Source organism: Edaphobacter modestus (genome assembly GCF_004217555.1).
GTDB classification, from domain to species: domain Bacteria; phylum Acidobacteriota; class Terriglobia; order Terriglobales; family Acidobacteriaceae; genus Edaphobacter; species Edaphobacter modestus.
The window spans coordinates 3,092,166-3,108,348 of sequence record NZ_SHKW01000001.1 but is presented as its reverse complement, the minus strand read 5'-3'; the positions used below and the strand labels follow the sequence as shown (position 1 = coordinate 3,108,348).

Genomic DNA, 16,183 nt, shown 5'->3' with positions numbered 1-16,183 from the left:
GTGTCTGAGCAGCTGCGGTGAGTGATACAGGTGCTCAGACAGATCATCTCATCAGGCAGGCGAGACGCCGCAGAGCGAGACCTCCATGCCCATGGCACGGAAGCACTCTGCTTTCGCCATCATGGCCTCGTCAGCGGTGGCTGCATCGTTAGCGTATGCAACGTGGATGTGGTTTGCCTTGTGCTGCGCCATCATCTGGTTGCGTGAGACGCCGTGCAGCACGGCACTCATCATCGGCCACTGCCGCGTGGTGATGGACCAGCGTCGCTCGGTCTCCTGCTCAGGTAAACGGACGACGGTCCCGCGACCGAGATCGGCCTTCAGCCTGTCGTTTTCGATAAAAACGCGACTCCATACGATCTCGCCGGGATGGCTGTTGCCCGTAAGAGTTCCGCCGCCAAGACGGAAGTACATGGGCGGTTGGCGTTCGCTGCTTGCGTCGGCATATCCATTGGCGAAGTGCGCCGCAGGCACGGCTCCCGAGATCTCAAGCACCCAGACGAAACTACCGTCGAAGTCTTCTCCAAAGCGGAGGTCGTGCAGTGTGTTCTCGGGCGGAAGACCAAGCGTGTTCCATATTCTGTGCGTGACGAGAGCGTCGATGCCTGCACATTCGTCGACCTCGTTGAAGTGAGGAAGCGCTGTGCCGGCAAAGAGCTCACGCTTTCCATCAGCGGAGAAGACAGGTGGACGCTCCGTGTTGTTGAGCAGGCCTTCGGCGAGATCAGAGGCGGGAAGCACATCTTTCAATCCCTGCTGATACTGAATGCCTATGGCGGCGCAGCCGAAGTTATCGGCGATGCGTACGGCGGCGATGTACATCTTGAGCTGCAGCAGCACCTGGGAGCGTGTGAGCTCGGTTGCTTCGTCGGTGCCAAAGGCGAAGCGCATGCCGCGATGCTGGAGCCATTGGAAGGTGGCCTCTACCTCGACATCGCTTACCTGCGTGGCGGCGTAGGCGAGCGAGCTCTGGCTGAGCCGCTCCTTGAAGATGCCTGTCCGGTGCAGTAGATGGTCTGGCACAATGGCGTTGAACATTCCCATGCAGCCTTCGTCAAAAACGCCGATGATGGCCTTCTCTTTTTTGAGACGAGCGGCTTCTGCTTCTCCAATCTGTGATGCGCGGCCAGTTGCCCCCTGAAAGGCATGGACGTGCGAGCGATCGTGCGTGACGGTTCCTGTGCGCATCCACTCCTGGAGTCCGTTCAGGAAAAACTCGTCGGCAAAGTCGACGCTCCAGAGGGAAGAGTAGGCGATGCCTGCCTTGGTGAGCGACCCATTGAGGTTGAGCAGACCGACGAGGCCGGGCCACTGTCCACTCCAGTTGGCGACAGTGAGGATAGGGCCTGTATGCGTGGTCAGGCCTGGAAGCACATGATGGCTATACTGCCAGACGGCCTCCGCCACAATGAGAGGAGCGTCTTCGGGGATGCTCTTAAAGACGTCCATTCCATAACGTTGCGAATCGAGAAATCCGTGCTTCTTGTCTGGCACGTAGGGGTGAGCACGAACAACCTTTCCGCTGAGACGTTCTACGGATTGAGCCAGGGCTTGTTCCATTGCCGCCTGCGCGGGCCAACAGACTTGGTTGGCGTCGAGGCGAAGGTCGCCGCTGGCTACCAGGTAAATGATCCTATCGTCTTTCATTTGGGAGTTCGACTACCTTTCTATCAACGCGACGGGGTCATCATACGGCATGGGCGCTTCCATTCACTTGAACAACAGTCCCTGGGATGAAACCCGATCCTGTAACGGAAATGGTGACTGGCGCAGCCCCTACAAGAAAACTGGTCGGTGAAAAACCTGCAATGACAGGAACTGGATTATCGACTTCAAGGCTGATCGTTGAGCTGCACTGGCGCTACTGCTGGATCCATTGAGTACAGCCACCTGGAGCATAGCTCCGGTAGCGAGGGAACTTGCGGGTACCACCGCAGTCAACTGTGTCGCTCTGACATAGGTTGTTGGGACGGACACACCATTTATCTGAACAGCACTCGTACTCTGAAACCCACTACCGTTCACCGCGAGCGTCTGGGCTGCAGCTCCCGCCGGAACAGATGTCGGCGAAATTGAAGTAACGGCGAGAGGAAGCGTCGCTGGCGACTGCGGGGTTCCACCATTTGAAACAGCAGGATTCGAGCTGCCGCAACCAGCGATTGCGATGGCTATCGAGAGACATGCCATGGCAGAAAAAAGAGTGCAAAATGAACAGGATTTCATGGTCGAGAGCAAGTATATCCACAACCCCTTGGGTTGCATGTTTTCGCAACTGATTGAAGGAAGAATTGTCCCTAAGATAAGAAGGAAAGCTATATAAGGACATCAGGCTTTTGCCCTCAGCCTAACCGAGGCGATGAGCAATCTCAAGTTCGAATCTACCAACGGTTGCCGCTCGTAAGCTTATAAATAGAAAAGCTAAAATAATGGTCGGCCCTAGTAGACGATTTTCGAACTTTCAGGGGCCAACAATAAATTCTGGAGCCCGCGTTATGCCGTTGGGAATCCGAAGTATGACCTTCCATGCCATTCAATACAACATCAACAGAATGATCGACATGCAGGTGAATCAAGCGGACCGATAAGGCACGTTGGGAGCACTTCTGACATCTCTGTACCAATCGGCTCCCCGATGAGTAACTCGGCCAAGTATGCGTTCATCGAGACCCCAAGGGCCCAAGATTGCTCTGGATTAGCCATCGCGCTCACGAGCCTCTTCATGTGTGATCACCGTTATGCTTGCGAGTGCCATCCTGAGCTGCTCGTTCTTGAGAACAAGCTCACAGATCAGCGCTTGTAGATTCCGAAATCTCTCTTGCCACTCCACTTCGAAGCGTTCGGCTGGGCGGTTGAAATAGTTCACCGTGAACCTCCTTTTGGACCTTAGCTGATTGTTGATCAACCGAACGTAAAGTCGAAAGCCTCCAATGCCGCGGAACAATCGGACGAAGGTATGGAGTTGGCGATACCTTCGTATTGGTTTAAGGCTGTTGCGGGGCCGCAATTCCCTCGGCTGCAAACCGGCCGAATAAGACAGATCAGTTGCCATGCAGTCGCTTCCATTAGGCCGGAGGCGAGAGGACGAGTCTACCGGACGAACGTATCGATCAATACCAAAGTATGGGTTGGACACCAGGCCCAAAGGTGATGCATTCTTACCCAAGCTGCGAAAGCCGTGGACGGTTGGATTTCTATGAGAAATCCCTTCTTGAGAATTAGAGGTTGCGATCGGGACTTAACTGGCGGAGGACTCTGCCTGACGCTAGCTCTGGTTTTGGCTTGTTGTCTTGCGCTCAACGGGTGTCACACCCAGAGAACCGACGCCACCCCAACGATCGAATTTACGAAAATTCCGCCAGCAGCTGAGGGCGGGCGCGAACGAATGGGCACCATTGCGGGACGCATCTCAGGAGCACGGCCTGGACAACAGATTGTCCTCTACGTGCGAAGCGGACCTTGGTGGGTCCAGCCTCGCGTCGAAACTCCGTTTACCCCGATTCAGCATGACTCAACATGGAGCGCGGAAATCCATCTGGGATACGAATACGCTGCACTACTCGTCGACCCGGATTACCACCCGCCGGCTACCATGGATGTGTATCCCGCCTCGGGCGGATCTGTCATCGCGGTCAAAACAGTGAAGGGTGAGGGATCCCTCCCGCCCCTACCCACCAAAACGCTACATTTCAGTGGATACGACTGGAATGTCCGGATGACCTCCGCAGCCCGCGGCGGAGTGGACAATTTGTATGACGCGGACAACGCATGGGTCGACTCGCACGGAGCCTTGCATTTACGTGTTACTAAGAAAGATGGCAAGTGGACGTGCGCCTTTGTCGCGCAAACCCGCAGTCTCGGCTATGGAACCTACGTGTTCACTGTGCACGATGTTTCGCAGCTTGAGCCCGCAGTGGTTCTGAGCGCTCACACGTACGATCTATCGGGAGGAGAGCAGCACTACCGCGAACTAGACGTTGAAATGGGCCGCTGGGGCAATGCTGGAAATCCAGCCAATCTTCGTTATACCATCGTGCCACTGTACGTTCCCGGAAACACGGTGAGTTTTTCTGAGCCTCCGGGCGTGTTTACGCACTCGATGCTCTGGGAGCCGGGTCGGGTCACCTTTAAGACTTTCCGGGGCTCTTCGGCTGGGCGTTCGGTGGCTCGTCCATTCCGCGAACATGTTTTCACATCCGGAGTGCCGTCCCCTGGACAAGAATTATTCACTTTCATGTTCTACGTGGTACCCAGCGACAAGAGCCCTGTTACTAGAGACAATGAACTGGTCGTCGATAAGTTCGCCTATCTGCCCTGAGGTGGCGCAGAAAAGCCATTGGCCATTGGTGTGCATTGCACTTGCACTTTTCGCAGTACTAGGTCCAGTCTCATCAGGGCAACGCCTAAACCCTAACCACGCCGTGTCGCAATACGCGCGGGAGACCTGGGGAGAGAAGCAAGGATTCCCTGACGACGAGGTCACGGCGTTCGCGCAAACTTCAGATGGCTATCTCTGGATTGGTACAAAGAAAGCCTTGATTCGTTTCGACGGGTTGGACTTTAAGGTTTTCCGACAAGCAGTTCCAGGAACCCTTCAAATCGGTGCAGTCCAAGCATTGAAGACAGATTCACGCGGAGACTTGTGGATACTGCTGGAAAGCTCGCAGATATTGCGGCTACACAATGGCAGATTCGAGTTGGGCCGTGAGGGGGCGCAATTTGCGGTTTCGGCGATAGGGACCCGAAGAGACGGCACCACACTTTTCGCCTCACTCACTGGGCTCGGCATTCTTACCTTCGACGGAGAAAAGTACGAAGTTCTGGCTTCGCAAGCGAACAACCTTCCGACGCGAAACTCGATGATCGCTGTGCAAGGCGATGACGACCTTTTTGCACGGTTCAATTGGGCCACCGGTGTGGCCCAGGACCGAGTGGCCGACTCGGCCGTTGTCGCAATCGCAGAAGCCAGCGACAGAAAGATCTGGATGGCCACCCCAGATCACGGCTTCTCGTATTTGTTTGATGGTCGCCTTTCAAGAGTAGCAAAAGGAACAATCGGCGGTAAGACGACCTCTTTGCTTCCCCTCGACAACGGTGAGATGTGGATAGGAACGGACAAAGGTGTTCTGCGATGGGACGGCGCCAAACTCACGCAGATGGGTATTCCGGCCAGCCTGCGTCGAGCCGATGTTCATGCCCTTCTTCGCGGCCACGACTCAAGCATCTGGGTGGGCACCGCCAAAGGACTGATTCACGCGAACCGAGATGAGATTTTGTTTGATGCGAAACTCCCGGGAGATTCCGGGCCAGTTACAGCGCTCTTTGAAGATCGTGAAGGCAATCTTTGGGTCGGAAGGTCAAACGGTATCGAGCGGTTGCGCAGTAGTCTTTTCGCCACCTATCCGGTCGAGGACGGTCGGTCTGAGAGCGGCGGACCTGTTTACGTTGACGAAGATGGACGGGCTTGGTTCGCGCCACTGCAGGGCAGCCTGCACTGGCTCAAAGGGGCAGAGACGGGCACAATCGAGAACAATTCGCTATCCCAAGATGTGGTCTACTCGATTGCCGGAAAGAAGAATGAAGTATGGATTGGAAGGCAGCATGGGGGCCTGACGCGTTTGGCCTTCGGTCCGAAGGAGATAAGTACGCGGGCCTACACTGTGACCGATGGACTTGCGCAAAACAGCGTCTATGCAGTTTATGTCAGTCAGGATGGCGCGGTGTGGTCCGGTACGCTGAATAGCGGTGTCAGTAAACTCAAAGACGATCACTTTACCAACTACACCAAAAACGACGGTCTCATCTCCGATACCGTCTCCTCAATTGCCGAGGGTACGGACGGAAGCATGTGGTTTGGCACCCCAGAGGGTCTTAGCCAGCTCTCAAAGAACGGCTGGCGAAACTATGCTGTCCGCGACGGCCTGACTTCCCCCGATGTCACCTGCCTCCTAGAGGATTCCACCGGTGTTTTGTGGATAGGCACGAGCGGAGGTCTCTCCTTTCTTCGAGAGGGTAGTATTCAAACTCCTCGAGGCACGCAAGAGTGGCTGCGCGAACCAGTTTTCGGAATGGCGCAGGATAGCAATGGGGGGCTTTGGATAGCAACCAGAAACAGGGTGCTGCGAGCGATGCTAAACCGTTTGACAAGTGGGCAGGCGCTCAATGACTCTGCTTTTCGGTTCTATGGGCAGGACGATGGCTTGCGAGGAACAGAGGGAGTGAAGCGCTTTCGTTCTGTCGTGAAAGACGCTGAGGGAAATGTGTGGTTTTCTACAAGCCGTGGCCTCTCAGTTGTGAATCCATATCGAAGCGCCGCCAGTCCTCTACCGGCGTTGCTGCACATCGAAGCGGCTCGGATTGACGGCAGGGAAGTCAATCTGGGACAGTCGATCCGGGTTACACCTGACGAGCGGAGAATCGTGTTTGATTACGTGGGATTGAGTCTCGCGAGTCCCGAAAGAATCCGTTATCGCTATCGGCTCGAGGGATTCGATCGTGGATGGAGTGAAACGGTCAGCACTCGGGAAGCCACCTTCGACAATCTGAGCCCCGGTACGTATCGATTCCGAGTCATATGCAGCAACAGCGATGGTATTTGGAATAGCGAAGACGCTTCGATTGAATTCTCAGTCCTGCCGGCGTTTTATCAGACGAATTGGTTCCGTCTGGCGTGCATCGCCGGATTTCTGGCGCTGCTGTGGGGCGTTTATCAAATGCGGGTTCACCACTTGCAGGAGCAGGAGAGGAAATTCCGCGACACAGTAGAAACCATGCCGGCCCTGGCTTTCGTTGTCGACCGCAGGGGCAATCGCACGTTCTTCAACAGGGGATGGCTTGAATACACCGGCTTGAGCTCGGAACAGGCCTCAGGTTCAGGATGGGAGGTGGCGGTTCACCCCGACGATCTCAAGCGCGTCACCGAACGATGGCGCGAGTCGCAGATGACTGGCGAACCGCTGGATTATGAAGCGCGGCTTCGGGGCGGATCGGACGGAGTCTATCGCTGGTTCCAGACACGCGCCCGGCCTCTGCGCGATAACCGAGGCAAGATCGTGAAGTGGTGTGCAGTGGCGAACGACATTGAAGATCGCAGACATGCGGAAGAGCTACAGGCAGAACTTGCACACACCAATCGGGTCAGCACACTCGGAGAACTGGCGGCCTCAATCTCTCACGAGTTAAAGCAACCGATTTGCGCGGCCGTGACCTATGCGCAGACCAGCTTGCGATGGCTGAACCGCGACCAGCCGGACCTGGACGAGGCGCGCCGGGCAACAGCAGAGAGCGTGAAGGACGGGGTGCGTGCAGCCAACATCATCGATCGTTTGGGGTCGTTGTTTAAGAAGACTCCTCCACAGCGAGAATCGGTCGACGTGGACGAAATCATCGGCGAAATAGTCCTGCTGCTGCGGGGCGAAGCCAACCGGTATGACGTTTCGATTCGTACGGACCTTGCCGCCGATCTTCCCAAAATCACGGCGGACCGGGTGCAACTGCAGCAGGTACTGATGAACCTCATGCTCAATGGTATCCAGGCAATGAAGGAGACCGGCGGAGTGCTCACGGTCAAGACGGGACCAGGCGAGGGCGGTCAAGTGCTGATCTCAGTCAGCGACACCGGAGTAGGATTGCCGGCCGGAAGAGCGGACGAGATCTTCAATGCCTTCTTCACCACTAAAACTCAAGGCACCGGCATGGGGCTGGCGATCAGCCGTTCAATCGTGGAATCGCATGGTGGCCGTTTGTGGGCCACATCCCACGACGGACGAGGCGCAACGTTTCATTTCACTCTGCCAACCGCAGTCGTGGAAGTGTCTGCGGCAATATGATTCCGAGTATCGGGGTAAGCGCTTGGTCCGGGCGGTTGTTGTGAGTGTGTTGGTGGAGGAGAGTGTCTCAAATAGGTGTCCACCTAATTTAGGTGGACACCTATTTATGCTTGAGTCGTGATCGTAGGCGTGTTGATGGTGACGTTCCATGGCAACAACTCAGCGATCCGTGTGATGGGATGGTCGGCGAGGAGACCGACAATCCGCCCGCAAGCACTGCTTCAGCCATGAACACATCATCGCGGAGCCAATCGACGATGTACACCCGGCCAACACCCCACGCTTACCATAAAGGGGTGTGGAGAGAACGTCTGAGAGCGCGAACCGGGCTCTTTTGGCAATGACGATTCATCCTTCTTTAACCTCTGCGTTCAGAACCGACCTTCCGAGATCCAGCGGCCCACTTCATCAGCCACCGAGAAGGGCCGAGAGTGATTCCTCCCGTACAGTTCGCCAAGTGCGTAGGCGTTTCGCTCTAGGGGTATCTCGAAGTAGCCGCCTCCGCTTAAGAAGCCCCGGAGATAAAGATCGGCAAACTTAGGGATTCCCAATTGACGGTATTGCTCCACGTGCACAAGTTCATGAAAGAGCAACTCGTCTGTGCAATATCCATGAGAGACCACACAGTCGGCGAATGTCACCGCCGCCATTGTCGCTTGGTCGGGCAGATTGTCGAAACCCATGCGTTGCAACATCGGATAGAAATCAGGATTGTCTACTCGCTCTTCATTGAGTACAAGCAGTCGCGTTTCATCCAGAAGCTGCGACGAGAAGAACCCTGCCATCGCAGTTCTCTGGTTGATAGACAGGGGAAGGGCGACATGGATGTATCTATTGCGTTGAGTCGTAATGTAGGCAGCTACCAGTCCGGAAACATGAGAGATTAGGTCATCGGAAAGAATCGGTATCGTCATTGGGGGCGCTTATCCAGAGGTAAGCAAATCTTAGGAGGATCCAACGAACTTCAAGCGTGTCGAGTGATCAGTGTAACGGCAGATTAGATAGCCATCAATTCACATGCTTCCGGTTCCGACGCAAGGATTTGCAGGTCACGCAGGTCGCTGTCGGCTGCACAATTCAAGTGCACCGTTGCTAAGAAGCTCCTCGCTGAGGAGCTTCTTAGCGGTCATCTACCTATTCACCTTGCGGATCATCTTGTAATCCGAGTTCACGTAGAGCGCCTTTGATTTCTTCCAAATTCTGGGTTGAAACTCCCCCTTGAGGTGCGATCTCGACACTCAGGCCAATCTTCAGGCCGGGCAGTTTCTGGTTCGGCCAGCTCCACAGAGTGCTTTGCGGCTCACGGTTGACCATACCGTTCCGTTTCGTCTTGCAGACGCTGGAACCGAGCTTGAAAGGAAATCTCTTGGCAAGTTATCAAAGTCTACCCCAGCAGCTTGACTATGGCGTCCCCTGTAGGAGCAGCGGTTGCGTCACACCGCGAGACAGGAATGTCCAGTTCGTCCAGAGCACGAGTCAAGAATCAACTCAGCACCCCACTTACTTCCGCTGTCAAGCCCAGAAGCGCCGGTGGAAACCTCACTTGAAATTGATGAAGCCGGTAACCTCCGTGAGGAGGTCAAGAAGGGGATGCGTGAGAAGGCATCGCAGGGTATCTACCCCGAGCGTTGCTGGCGAAGCGCTCGAGTCCCATTACTTATTAGCGACATATGCGATGACGATAGACCACCGGGAAGGAAAAGATCTCCTGGTAGATCTGATCGTCGGTGGCGTTAGGGTCTGTGACATCCAACGCGAATGTCTCGACGTCGTGGCCTTTAGCAAACCACTGTCGAGCGACCCGGTCGTAAGTTACCTCTACGACTAAGTCGGGGAAGTAGTGAACTTCGGTGCATCCATCATCGCGGTGCACTATGAGGTAGGTGTCGTCGCGGTGATCTTCATATTCCGTAGGAGTCGCAGAGCGACCGTCCTGCCACAGCACGGAATGTGGTTCATCAACAGTTGCATCATGATTTCTGGTCCAATGGGCGGTAAGGTTCATCGTCGTTCTCATTCCTCTTGCCTCAGCCCTTGTGAGCCGAGTGCAGTAATCTGATATCAGAGATAGAGTTTATAGCTCTATACAGATAATATATCCATACAGAGATTCAATGTCAATTGAAAACCCGCCCGAACTGTTCATTGCCGATTGGAAGTCTGTTGGCCGGAGGATCCGGGAACTGAGGGGCTTCGACACCAATCAGTCGGAACTCGCTCAGGCCATCGGAGTCGCTCAGAGTCATATCTCCGCTGCAGAACGCGGGCAGAAGGAGATTGGCGTAGTGTCGCTCTTCCGGATCGCGAGACTCTACGGAAAGTCAGTCGAGTGGCTGCTGACTGGTAGCGATCGTAAAGCCAAATGAACGATCACCGATCGCGGCTCCTCTATATGAGGAGCGGTGTCCAATCCAATAGGTTGCGGTAGTCATTTCCTTCTTCGGATTGATCGTGGGTGCCCGACGTGCCAGAAGCCCGGCTGATAGGGGCATGGATATTCGAGCCATGATTAGTGTCTTCGAACTGTTGCAAAATTGGGAGAGTTCGCGCTGACAATCACTTCGAATCTAAATTGTCTGTCGATCTAAATGAAGATGCCCACATTCAAACTGGAGAAACAGAAACAATGACAGAAGCTGTTCTTTACACCCGCGTGTCTAGCCGTGAGCAGCAGCAAGAAGGGTTTTCTTTAGGTGCGCAATCCAAGTTCTTGCACGAGTATTCCGATCGCCAAGGTTTCCAGATCGTCAAAGCGTTCGAGGATGTCGAAACGGCAAAGACATCGGGGAGAAAGCAGTTCTCCGAGATGGTGACTTGGTTCAAGCGGCATAGATCATGCCGCGTCCTTATCGTCGAAAAGACAGACCGCCTTTACCGCAACTTTCGTGATGCTGTCACTCTCGAGGACTTGGACATCGAGATCCACTTTGTAAAGGAAGGCTCGGCAGTCTCGAAAGAATCCAAATCTCAGACCCGGTTGATCCAGGGAATTCACCTCGTAATGGCGCGTAACTACTCGGAGAATCTTCGCGAAGAAGTAAAGAAGGGAATGCGCGAAAAGGCGGCTCAGGGTACCTTCCCTGGCCTCGCACCCTTTGGTTACCGGAACAACAAGGCCGAACGCTCGATCGAGGTCGATCCAGTTGATTCAATCACGGTGAAGCGGATGTTCGAACTTTACGCCAGGGGCTCTCATTCACTGACTACACTTGCCAAGACAATACACGTCGAGACTGGCAAGAAGATCAGCCGGGGCAACGTTTATTTGATACTAAAGAACCGGTTCTACGTGGGCACTTTCGAATGGGGTGGGCAAACTTATCAGGGTACCCATCCTCGCTTCCTGGACCCCGTGCTGTTCGAGGAAGTGCAGTCGGCCCTCGCCGGACACAACCGGCCCAAGTACTCGAAACGAGAGATTGCCTTCCGTGGCCTAATGAACTGCGCCTACGACGGCTGCACTCTCACTGGGGACGTCCAGAAACAAAAGTACGTCTACTATCGGTGCACTGGTCATCGTGGCAAGTGTGAACTTCCCCGTTTCAGGGAAGAAGACCTTGCCAGTCGGTTGGGGGAGCCGCTCAAGGGACTGCAGGTTCCGGAGGAGGTTGTGTCGCAGATCGTCACGACACTACGTAAGGATCAACAGCACGCGGAGAGCAAAGTCGATGCTGAGCGTTCGCGTCTAGAGGCCCGGCTCGCGGGCATCCATAACCGGATGGACGGGGCATACACAGACAAGCTGGACGGCAAAATCCCTGAGGACTTCTGGGAGCGCAAGATGAACGCCTGGAGGACTGAAGAGCAGCAGATCAAAGTGGCCATCCAAGGGCTCAATAACGGTGGAGCAGGAGACAAGGCCCTAGACGCGCAAAAAATCTTCGAACTCGCGAATAAGGCCTATTCACTGTATGTTTCGCAGAATCCAGTCGAAAAGGCCAAACTGCTCAAAATGCTATTTTCGAACTGCTCTGTGGACGACGTAAGTGTAACGCCGACATACAGAAAGCCCTTTGACATGATCTTCAAAAGGGCTCATTTGGAAGAATGGTCGGGACGACTAGATTCGAACTAGCGACCTCACCCACCCCAAGGGTGCGCTCTACCAGGCTGAGCCACGTCCCGACTTATTGCCTGCCGTCCAGGAGGATAGCAGCGGGGTTATTGAATTAAGTGTACACGAGTGGAATTACTTGGTGGGAGCAACGTATTCCTTGGGAAGCTCTCCGCCTTCGCCAAAGAAGAACTCGTTCATCTGCTCTACCAGGAACTCCTGGGCTTCTCGGGTCCAGGGCTGCAGCCGGTATTCATTCAACAGCATCTTCTGCCGTTCAACCCATTCTCCCCAAGCCTTCTTCGACACGTTCTTATAGATCTTCTGACCGAAGTCGGAATCGAATGGGGGCTCGTCCAGCCCTTCCATCTCCGCCTTGAATTTTGTGCAAAACACCATGTGAGCCATGCGTTTTCCTAAACTCCTTTTGCTCTTTCATTCTACGATGCTCCGGCCTGTTGCGCTGAGCCACGACCCTCTAACGTCAGGGTTTGTATTTATCGGCGAGGCTTGCCCTTCGCCTTCCGATTGCGCTGCCGTTTCGCTGCCTTCGTCCTGGGTTTCGGCTTCCCGGATCGATTGGGGCTAAGATTTTCCTCGTTCGAAGATCGTGTTTTGGGACGTCGTAAAGAGCGCGGCGCACTCTCCTCTTCCGAAGGTATCAGCGCGAACTGCAGCCGTCGCTGCTGACGATCGATCCGGTCCAGCAGCACATGAACATGCTGGCCGATCTTGAACACGCGTCCATTGCGTGCTCCTACGATGGTCCGATCGGTATCCCGAAAGAAATACCGGTCGTCCTGAAGGCTGGCGAGCGGGACGATGCCCTCGATGAAGAGTTCGTCGAGCTCGACGAAGAAACCGTACTTCGTGCAGGAAAGAATGATGCCGGAGAAGTCTTCGCCCACGCGGTCCTGCATAAAGCGGATCTTCTTCCACTCAATCAGCTCGCGTTCGGCGTCGTCCGCACGTCGTTCGGCCTGGCTCGATTCAGCAGCCATCGCGTTCAGCTCGTCTTCCGGAAGCGGACCTTCCTGTTGCCGTGTTTTCTTCTGTGAGGGCTTACCTTTGGAGTCCTGTTTTTCTCCCCATGGCTGCGGCTCATTGCTCAGAATCGGAAAGCCGTTTGGGCTGGCTCCGCTCTGAAGAAGGTAACGAAGCAGGCGGTGAACGATCAAATCCGGGTAACGACGAATGGGCGACGTGAAATGCGTATAGCTGGGTGAGGCGAGTGCAAAGTGGCCTGCGTTTTTCTCACTGTAGCGGGCCTGTTTCAAGGAGCGCAGCATCAGGTAGGAGAGGATGCGCTCCTCCGGCTTACCCTGAATCTTTGCAGTCAGGCGCTGGTACATCTGCGGCGTGACCGGAATCGCATCGGGAATCTCGTGGGTCTGTGCGCTGCGTCCGGAGCCTCGTGCATCGCGGCGATCTCCTCGGGTCTGCACCCGCTTTACCGGCAGATTGCTGAAACCGAGCGTATAGCCGAACTGCGCGGCAGTGTCTTCAAACTCCACGATGCGCTTCGGATCGGGAGTTTCATGGATGCGGTAGATTCCGGGGATTCCGGTGGCCTCGATCCAGTGGGCGACGCACTCGTTGGCCGCGAGCATGAACTCCTCGATCAGGCGATGCGACCAGCCGCGCTCCGAGCGAACGATAGCCTGCATGTTCCCATCCGGATCAAACTGCACGACAGGCTCCGGCAGATCGAAGTCGATGGATCCGCGCCGCTTGCGTTTGCCATTGAGGCGAAGGGCGAGCTGATGCATCTGCTCGAACTCCGGGACAAGGTCGGTGAACTCGAGACGCACGACGGAATCGCCGTCGAGGATCGCCTGCACCTGGGTATAGGTCATGCGGCGCGCGCTGCGGATGATGCCTTCGCAGACTTCGAAGTGGACCACTTCACCCTTCGCGTCGATCTCCATCAGGCAGCTCTGGACCAGCCGATCTTCATCCGGGCGCAGGCTGCACATTCCGCTCGAGAGATCGTTCGGCAACATCGGAATGGCGCGGTCGGGAAAGTAGACCGAGGTTCCACGCAGACGTGCCTCGAGATCGAGCGAGGTGCCGGGCCGGACGTAGTGGCTGACGTCGGCGATGTGAACCTGCAGCTGCCAGTTGCCATTCGCAAGCGGTTTTACATGGACGGCATCGTCAAAGTCCCTTGCGGTCTCGCCGTCGATGGTGACGATCGGGAGCCCGCGGAAGTCGCGCCGTCCTGCAAGCTCGTCAGGGGCGAGCATATCGACGGTCTGTGTCGCCGAGGCTGAGGCTTCGGCAAGTACGTTGGCCGGAAAGATCCGGGGCAGATGGTGCTTGCGGATGACGATCTCGACGTCGACTCCGAAGGCGTCTGGCGGGCCGAGTACTTCAATCACGCGTCCCCGCGCCGGTCTGCCGGGGGTAGGGAAGCCTGTGATCTCCACGTCGACTGCCAGCCCTTCCAGAGGAGTGAGCGGATTCTCCGCCGCGGTCCAGAGGCGTCTCTGCTCCTGCGCCTCTTCGCCCAGCACTCGATGCGGGGCGGCAGAAGATTCACTGACGATCTCATCGCCTTCGAGGATGAGGATCGGTTGCGTCATGCGTTCGTCGAAGGGAGTTACATAGTTTCCCTTCGCCAGCGGCAGGTCCTCCCATGGGCTGCGGCGCTGAGATCGCGCATAGTGGAAGATTCCTACGACGGTTGGGTTTCGGCGCGTGAGAACGCGGGCTACGCGTCCGGAGCGGCGGCCCTCTCGATCTCGAGGCGCCTCGTCGACGAGGACCTCGTCGCCCTGCATGGCTCCGTTGAGCTCGTTCGGCGGGATGAACAGGTCGTCTTCGCGATTCGAGCTTCCATTGGGACGCACGAAGGCATATCCATCGCGGTGCAGGTCGATGCGTCCGGCGACGAGGCGTTCGCGAGTCGGGTGCGGCTCGAGGGGTGCGTTGCCGGCCCTGGAGGCTCGTGCGGTCTTGGCCGGAACCGCAGAGGGGGGGCTCCAATGATCCTCGTCGATCTTAACCAACGCTCCACGGGCAGTGATGCGGGCGAGCTGCTCGAGGAGAAGGCGGCGTTCCCGCCCGCCTCCGATACCGAGCTCGCGGACCAGCTGCTTGTAGCCGGCGCGCTGCCCGGCCGAGCGTTCGATGCGGTTGATCAGTTCGCGGTCGGTGTACTTATAAGGATGGCCGGACATTTTCCAAGGATAGCCTGCAGAGCCGGTTGCGCGAGCCGCGGTACGAATCAGCGCCTGGCTGAGAGCGAAGCCGGTTCACTGTGAAGGAGACTGGCCGCCTGCTCGAGAGTGATGGCGGGCGGCGAGGGGCGGAAATCGGTTTTGACCTCATCCTCCTGCTCGTTGATGGTCTTGAAGAGCAGAATGTGGCCCTGGATGTGGACGTGCGACTCGGTGATCTGCCAGACCTTCGGCGCGAGGGCGCGGCGCTCGACGTGGAAGGTTCCACCCTGTTGCATGCGTCCGAAGAGACCAAAACCGAAGGTCACATCGCGGATCAGCTTGCCCGAGATGCGCTGGATGCGGTGTTCGGGCTTCGAGACGAGAATCTCTCCGGCCATGGCTGCGAAGACGCGCGCCTCCATGGAGGATGGATTGAAGCCGGGGGCGGGCACGAAGGAGAAGGTCGTTCCTTCAGGAGCATCGGACCTGAGGGTCCAGAGAAAGGCATCGGGAAGCAGGCGGAGCATGTCCTCGGCCCGCTTGTCGTCCTGCTGGCTGTCCTTTTGTTTTTTGGCCTGCTGCGAGGGATCGTGAACGAAGGAGTCAATGCGTTGATTCTCCTTCTCCAGCTCGGCAGGATTGAGGAACTGGCCATTCTTCTGGATCAACTTCTTTACCGAACCATGAGTTGTCTCCACGACCTCATAGACAAACTCGCCGTCGGCCCGGCGAACAGTCGACCTGTATCTCCAACGGGACTGATCGGCGCGGTCCGCTGCGAGCTCGGTGTCGACAGCGACTTTGACGAGCTGCTGTGCGTTCGGGGCCAGATGTGCCTGGGCCGAAGAGTTTGAGGCCAGCAGACCTGCCGAGAGAACCGAGACAGCAAACGTGAAACCAAGCGAGCAGGATTTCATTCCCTTTAGGACCCTCTTCCTTCAATCTTGGATGCCGATTGAGGCTTTCCTGTCGTCACCAAGGTACCCCCAAAGGGACTGTTTTTGCGCAAAATATTCATTCAAAACGAGATAACCTTGAACCTCCATGGCAAGTTCTTCAACAGAAATGACTTACGGGGCAAATTCATGATTCCAAATCAATAGCCCGGCTTATCTGCCGGGCTAATCGGTAAGCCTTGT

At 56.0% G+C, this 16,183-nt stretch carries 13 protein-coding genes, 1 tRNA gene and 1 pseudogene; 5 read left to right on the top strand and 10 right to left on the bottom strand.

The annotated features are described in order from the left end of the window. Positions 1-51: 51 nt before the first annotated feature. The 3 genes from BDD14_RS13095 to BDD14_RS31810 all read right to left on the bottom strand — a co-directional run bounded on the left by BDD14_RS13095 (position 52) and on the right by BDD14_RS31810 (position 2,863). On the bottom strand, positions 52-1,647 hold the full coding sequence (locus BDD14_RS13095; protein ID WP_130419186.1) for a fucose isomerase: 1,596 nt from the start codon (positions 1,645-1,647) through the stop codon (positions 52-54). A gap of 129 nt (positions 1,648-1,776) precedes the next feature. Then, complete coding sequence (locus BDD14_RS34475) at positions 1,777-2,187, bottom strand: IPT/TIG domain-containing protein (RefSeq protein WP_423201754.1); 411 nt, start codon at positions 2,185-2,187, stop codon at positions 1,777-1,779. Positions 2,188-2,692: 505 nt separating this feature from the next. Next, positions 2,693-2,863: a hypothetical protein gene (locus BDD14_RS31810; protein WP_165420056.1), complete on the bottom strand. Its 171-nt coding sequence runs from the start codon at positions 2,861-2,863 to the stop codon at positions 2,693-2,695. 519 nt (positions 2,864-3,382) lie between these two features. On the opposite strand from BDD14_RS31810, the gene BDD14_RS31805 reads away from it, so the two are divergent. The 3 genes and pseudogenes from BDD14_RS31805 (at position 3,383) to BDD14_RS13090 (ending at position 7,826) form a co-directional block, all read left to right on the top strand. Continuing rightward, positions 3,383-4,315 (top strand): LamG domain-containing protein, encoded by a 933-nt coding sequence (locus BDD14_RS31805; protein WP_165420055.1) that lies wholly within the window; start codon positions 3,383-3,385, stop codon positions 4,313-4,315. Beyond that, positions 4,278-4,520, top strand: a pseudogene (locus BDD14_RS34470) (two-component regulator propeller domain-containing protein); the annotation flags it as partial. The gene BDD14_RS31805 and the pseudogene BDD14_RS34470, both read left to right, overlap by 38 nt. 117 nt (positions 4,521-4,637) lie before the next feature. Continuing rightward, positions 4,638-7,826: a two-component regulator propeller domain-containing protein gene (locus BDD14_RS13090; RefSeq protein ID WP_242617928.1), complete on the top strand. Its 3,189-nt coding sequence runs from the start codon at positions 4,638-4,640 to the stop codon at positions 7,824-7,826. Positions 7,827-8,197: 371 nt separating this feature from the next. Here BDD14_RS13090 and BDD14_RS13085 read toward each other — a convergent pair whose 3' ends face one another. From BDD14_RS13085 to BDD14_RS13075, 3 genes are all read right to left on the bottom strand, one after another. Further along, positions 8,198-8,611, bottom strand: coding sequence for a hypothetical protein (locus BDD14_RS13085; protein WP_130419184.1), 414 nt, complete (start codon positions 8,609-8,611; stop codon positions 8,198-8,200). A 349-nt stretch (positions 8,612-8,960) separates the two neighbouring features. Then, complete coding sequence (locus tag BDD14_RS13080) at positions 8,961-9,140, bottom strand: hypothetical protein (RefSeq protein ID WP_130419183.1); 180 nt, start codon at positions 9,138-9,140, stop codon at positions 8,961-8,963. A gap of 346 nt (positions 9,141-9,486) precedes the next feature. After that, complete coding sequence (locus BDD14_RS13075; RefSeq protein WP_207231730.1) at positions 9,487-9,843, bottom strand: hypothetical protein; 357 nt, start codon at positions 9,841-9,843, stop codon at positions 9,487-9,489. A gap of 97 nt (positions 9,844-9,940) precedes the next feature. Here BDD14_RS13075 and BDD14_RS13070 point away from each other — a divergent pair, with 97 nt between their 5' ends. Both BDD14_RS13070 and BDD14_RS13065 read left to right on the top strand, forming a co-directional pair. Beyond that, entirely contained in the window at positions 9,941-10,192 is a 252-nt protein-coding gene (locus BDD14_RS13070) for a helix-turn-helix domain-containing protein (protein ID WP_130419181.1), read from the top strand. Positions 10,193-10,452: 260 nt separating this feature from the next. Continuing rightward, positions 10,453-11,901, top strand: coding sequence for a recombinase family protein (locus BDD14_RS13065; RefSeq protein ID WP_130419180.1), 1,449 nt, complete (start codon positions 10,453-10,455; stop codon positions 11,899-11,901). Here BDD14_RS13065 and BDD14_RS13060 read toward each other — a convergent pair. From BDD14_RS13060 to BDD14_RS13045, 4 genes are all read right to left on the bottom strand, one after another. Continuing rightward, positions 11,875-11,951 (bottom strand) — tRNA-Pro (locus BDD14_RS13060). The two genes, BDD14_RS13065 and BDD14_RS13060, sit on opposite strands and share 27 nt — an antisense overlap. 64 nt (positions 11,952-12,015) lie before the next feature. Beyond that, complete coding sequence (locus BDD14_RS13055) at positions 12,016-12,288, bottom strand: oxidative damage protection protein (RefSeq protein ID WP_130419179.1); 273 nt, start codon at positions 12,286-12,288, stop codon at positions 12,016-12,018. Between the two features lie 89 nt (positions 12,289-12,377). Continuing rightward, on the bottom strand, positions 12,378-15,062 hold the full coding sequence (locus BDD14_RS13050; protein WP_130419178.1) for a ribonuclease R family protein: 2,685 nt from the start codon (positions 15,060-15,062) through the stop codon (positions 12,378-12,380). Between the two features lie 47 nt (positions 15,063-15,109). Continuing rightward, positions 15,110-15,961, bottom strand: a complete 852-nt coding sequence (locus BDD14_RS13045) for a hypothetical protein (protein WP_130419177.1) — start codon at positions 15,959-15,961, stop codon at positions 15,110-15,112. Between the last annotated feature and the right edge of the window lie 222 nt (positions 15,962-16,183).

What these genes read in the sequence shown, in the direction of transcription:
- BDD14_RS13095 (WP_130419186.1), bottom strand. Translation starts at nt 1,647, where the DNA reads ATGAAAGACGATAGGATCATTTACCTGGTAGCCAGCGGCGACCTTCGC.
- BDD14_RS34475 (WP_423201754.1), bottom strand. Translation starts at nt 2,187, where the DNA reads ATGGCATGTCTCTCGATAGCCATCGCAATCGCTGGTTGCGGCAGCTCG.
- BDD14_RS31805 (WP_165420055.1), top strand. Translation starts at nt 3,383, where the DNA reads ATGGGCACCATTGCGGGACGCATCTCAGGAGCACGGCCTGGACAACAG.
- BDD14_RS13085 (WP_130419184.1), bottom strand. Translation starts at nt 8,611, where the DNA reads ATGGCAGGGTTCTTCTCGTCGCAGCTTCTGGATGAAACGCGACTGCTT.
- BDD14_RS13080 (WP_130419183.1), bottom strand. Translation starts at nt 9,140, where the DNA reads ATGGTCAACCGTGAGCCGCAAAGCACTCTGTGGAGCTGGCCGAACCAG.
- BDD14_RS13075 (WP_207231730.1), bottom strand. Translation starts at nt 9,843, where the DNA reads ATGAGAACGACGATGAACCTTACCGCCCATTGGACCAGAAATCATGAT.
- BDD14_RS13070 (WP_130419181.1), top strand. Translation starts at nt 9,941, where the DNA reads ATGTCAATTGAAAACCCGCCCGAACTGTTCATTGCCGATTGGAAGTCT.
- BDD14_RS13065 (WP_130419180.1), top strand. Translation starts at nt 10,453, where the DNA reads ATGACAGAAGCTGTTCTTTACACCCGCGTGTCTAGCCGTGAGCAGCAG.
- BDD14_RS13055 (WP_130419179.1), bottom strand. Translation starts at nt 12,288, where the DNA reads ATGGCTCACATGGTGTTTTGCACAAAATTCAAGGCGGAGATGGAAGGG.
- BDD14_RS13050 (WP_130419178.1), bottom strand. Translation starts at nt 15,062, where the DNA reads ATGTCCGGCCATCCTTATAAGTACACCGACCGCGAACTGATCAACCGC.
- BDD14_RS13045 (WP_130419177.1), bottom strand. Translation starts at nt 15,961, where the DNA reads ATGAAATCCTGCTCGCTTGGTTTCACGTTTGCTGTCTCGGTTCTCTCG.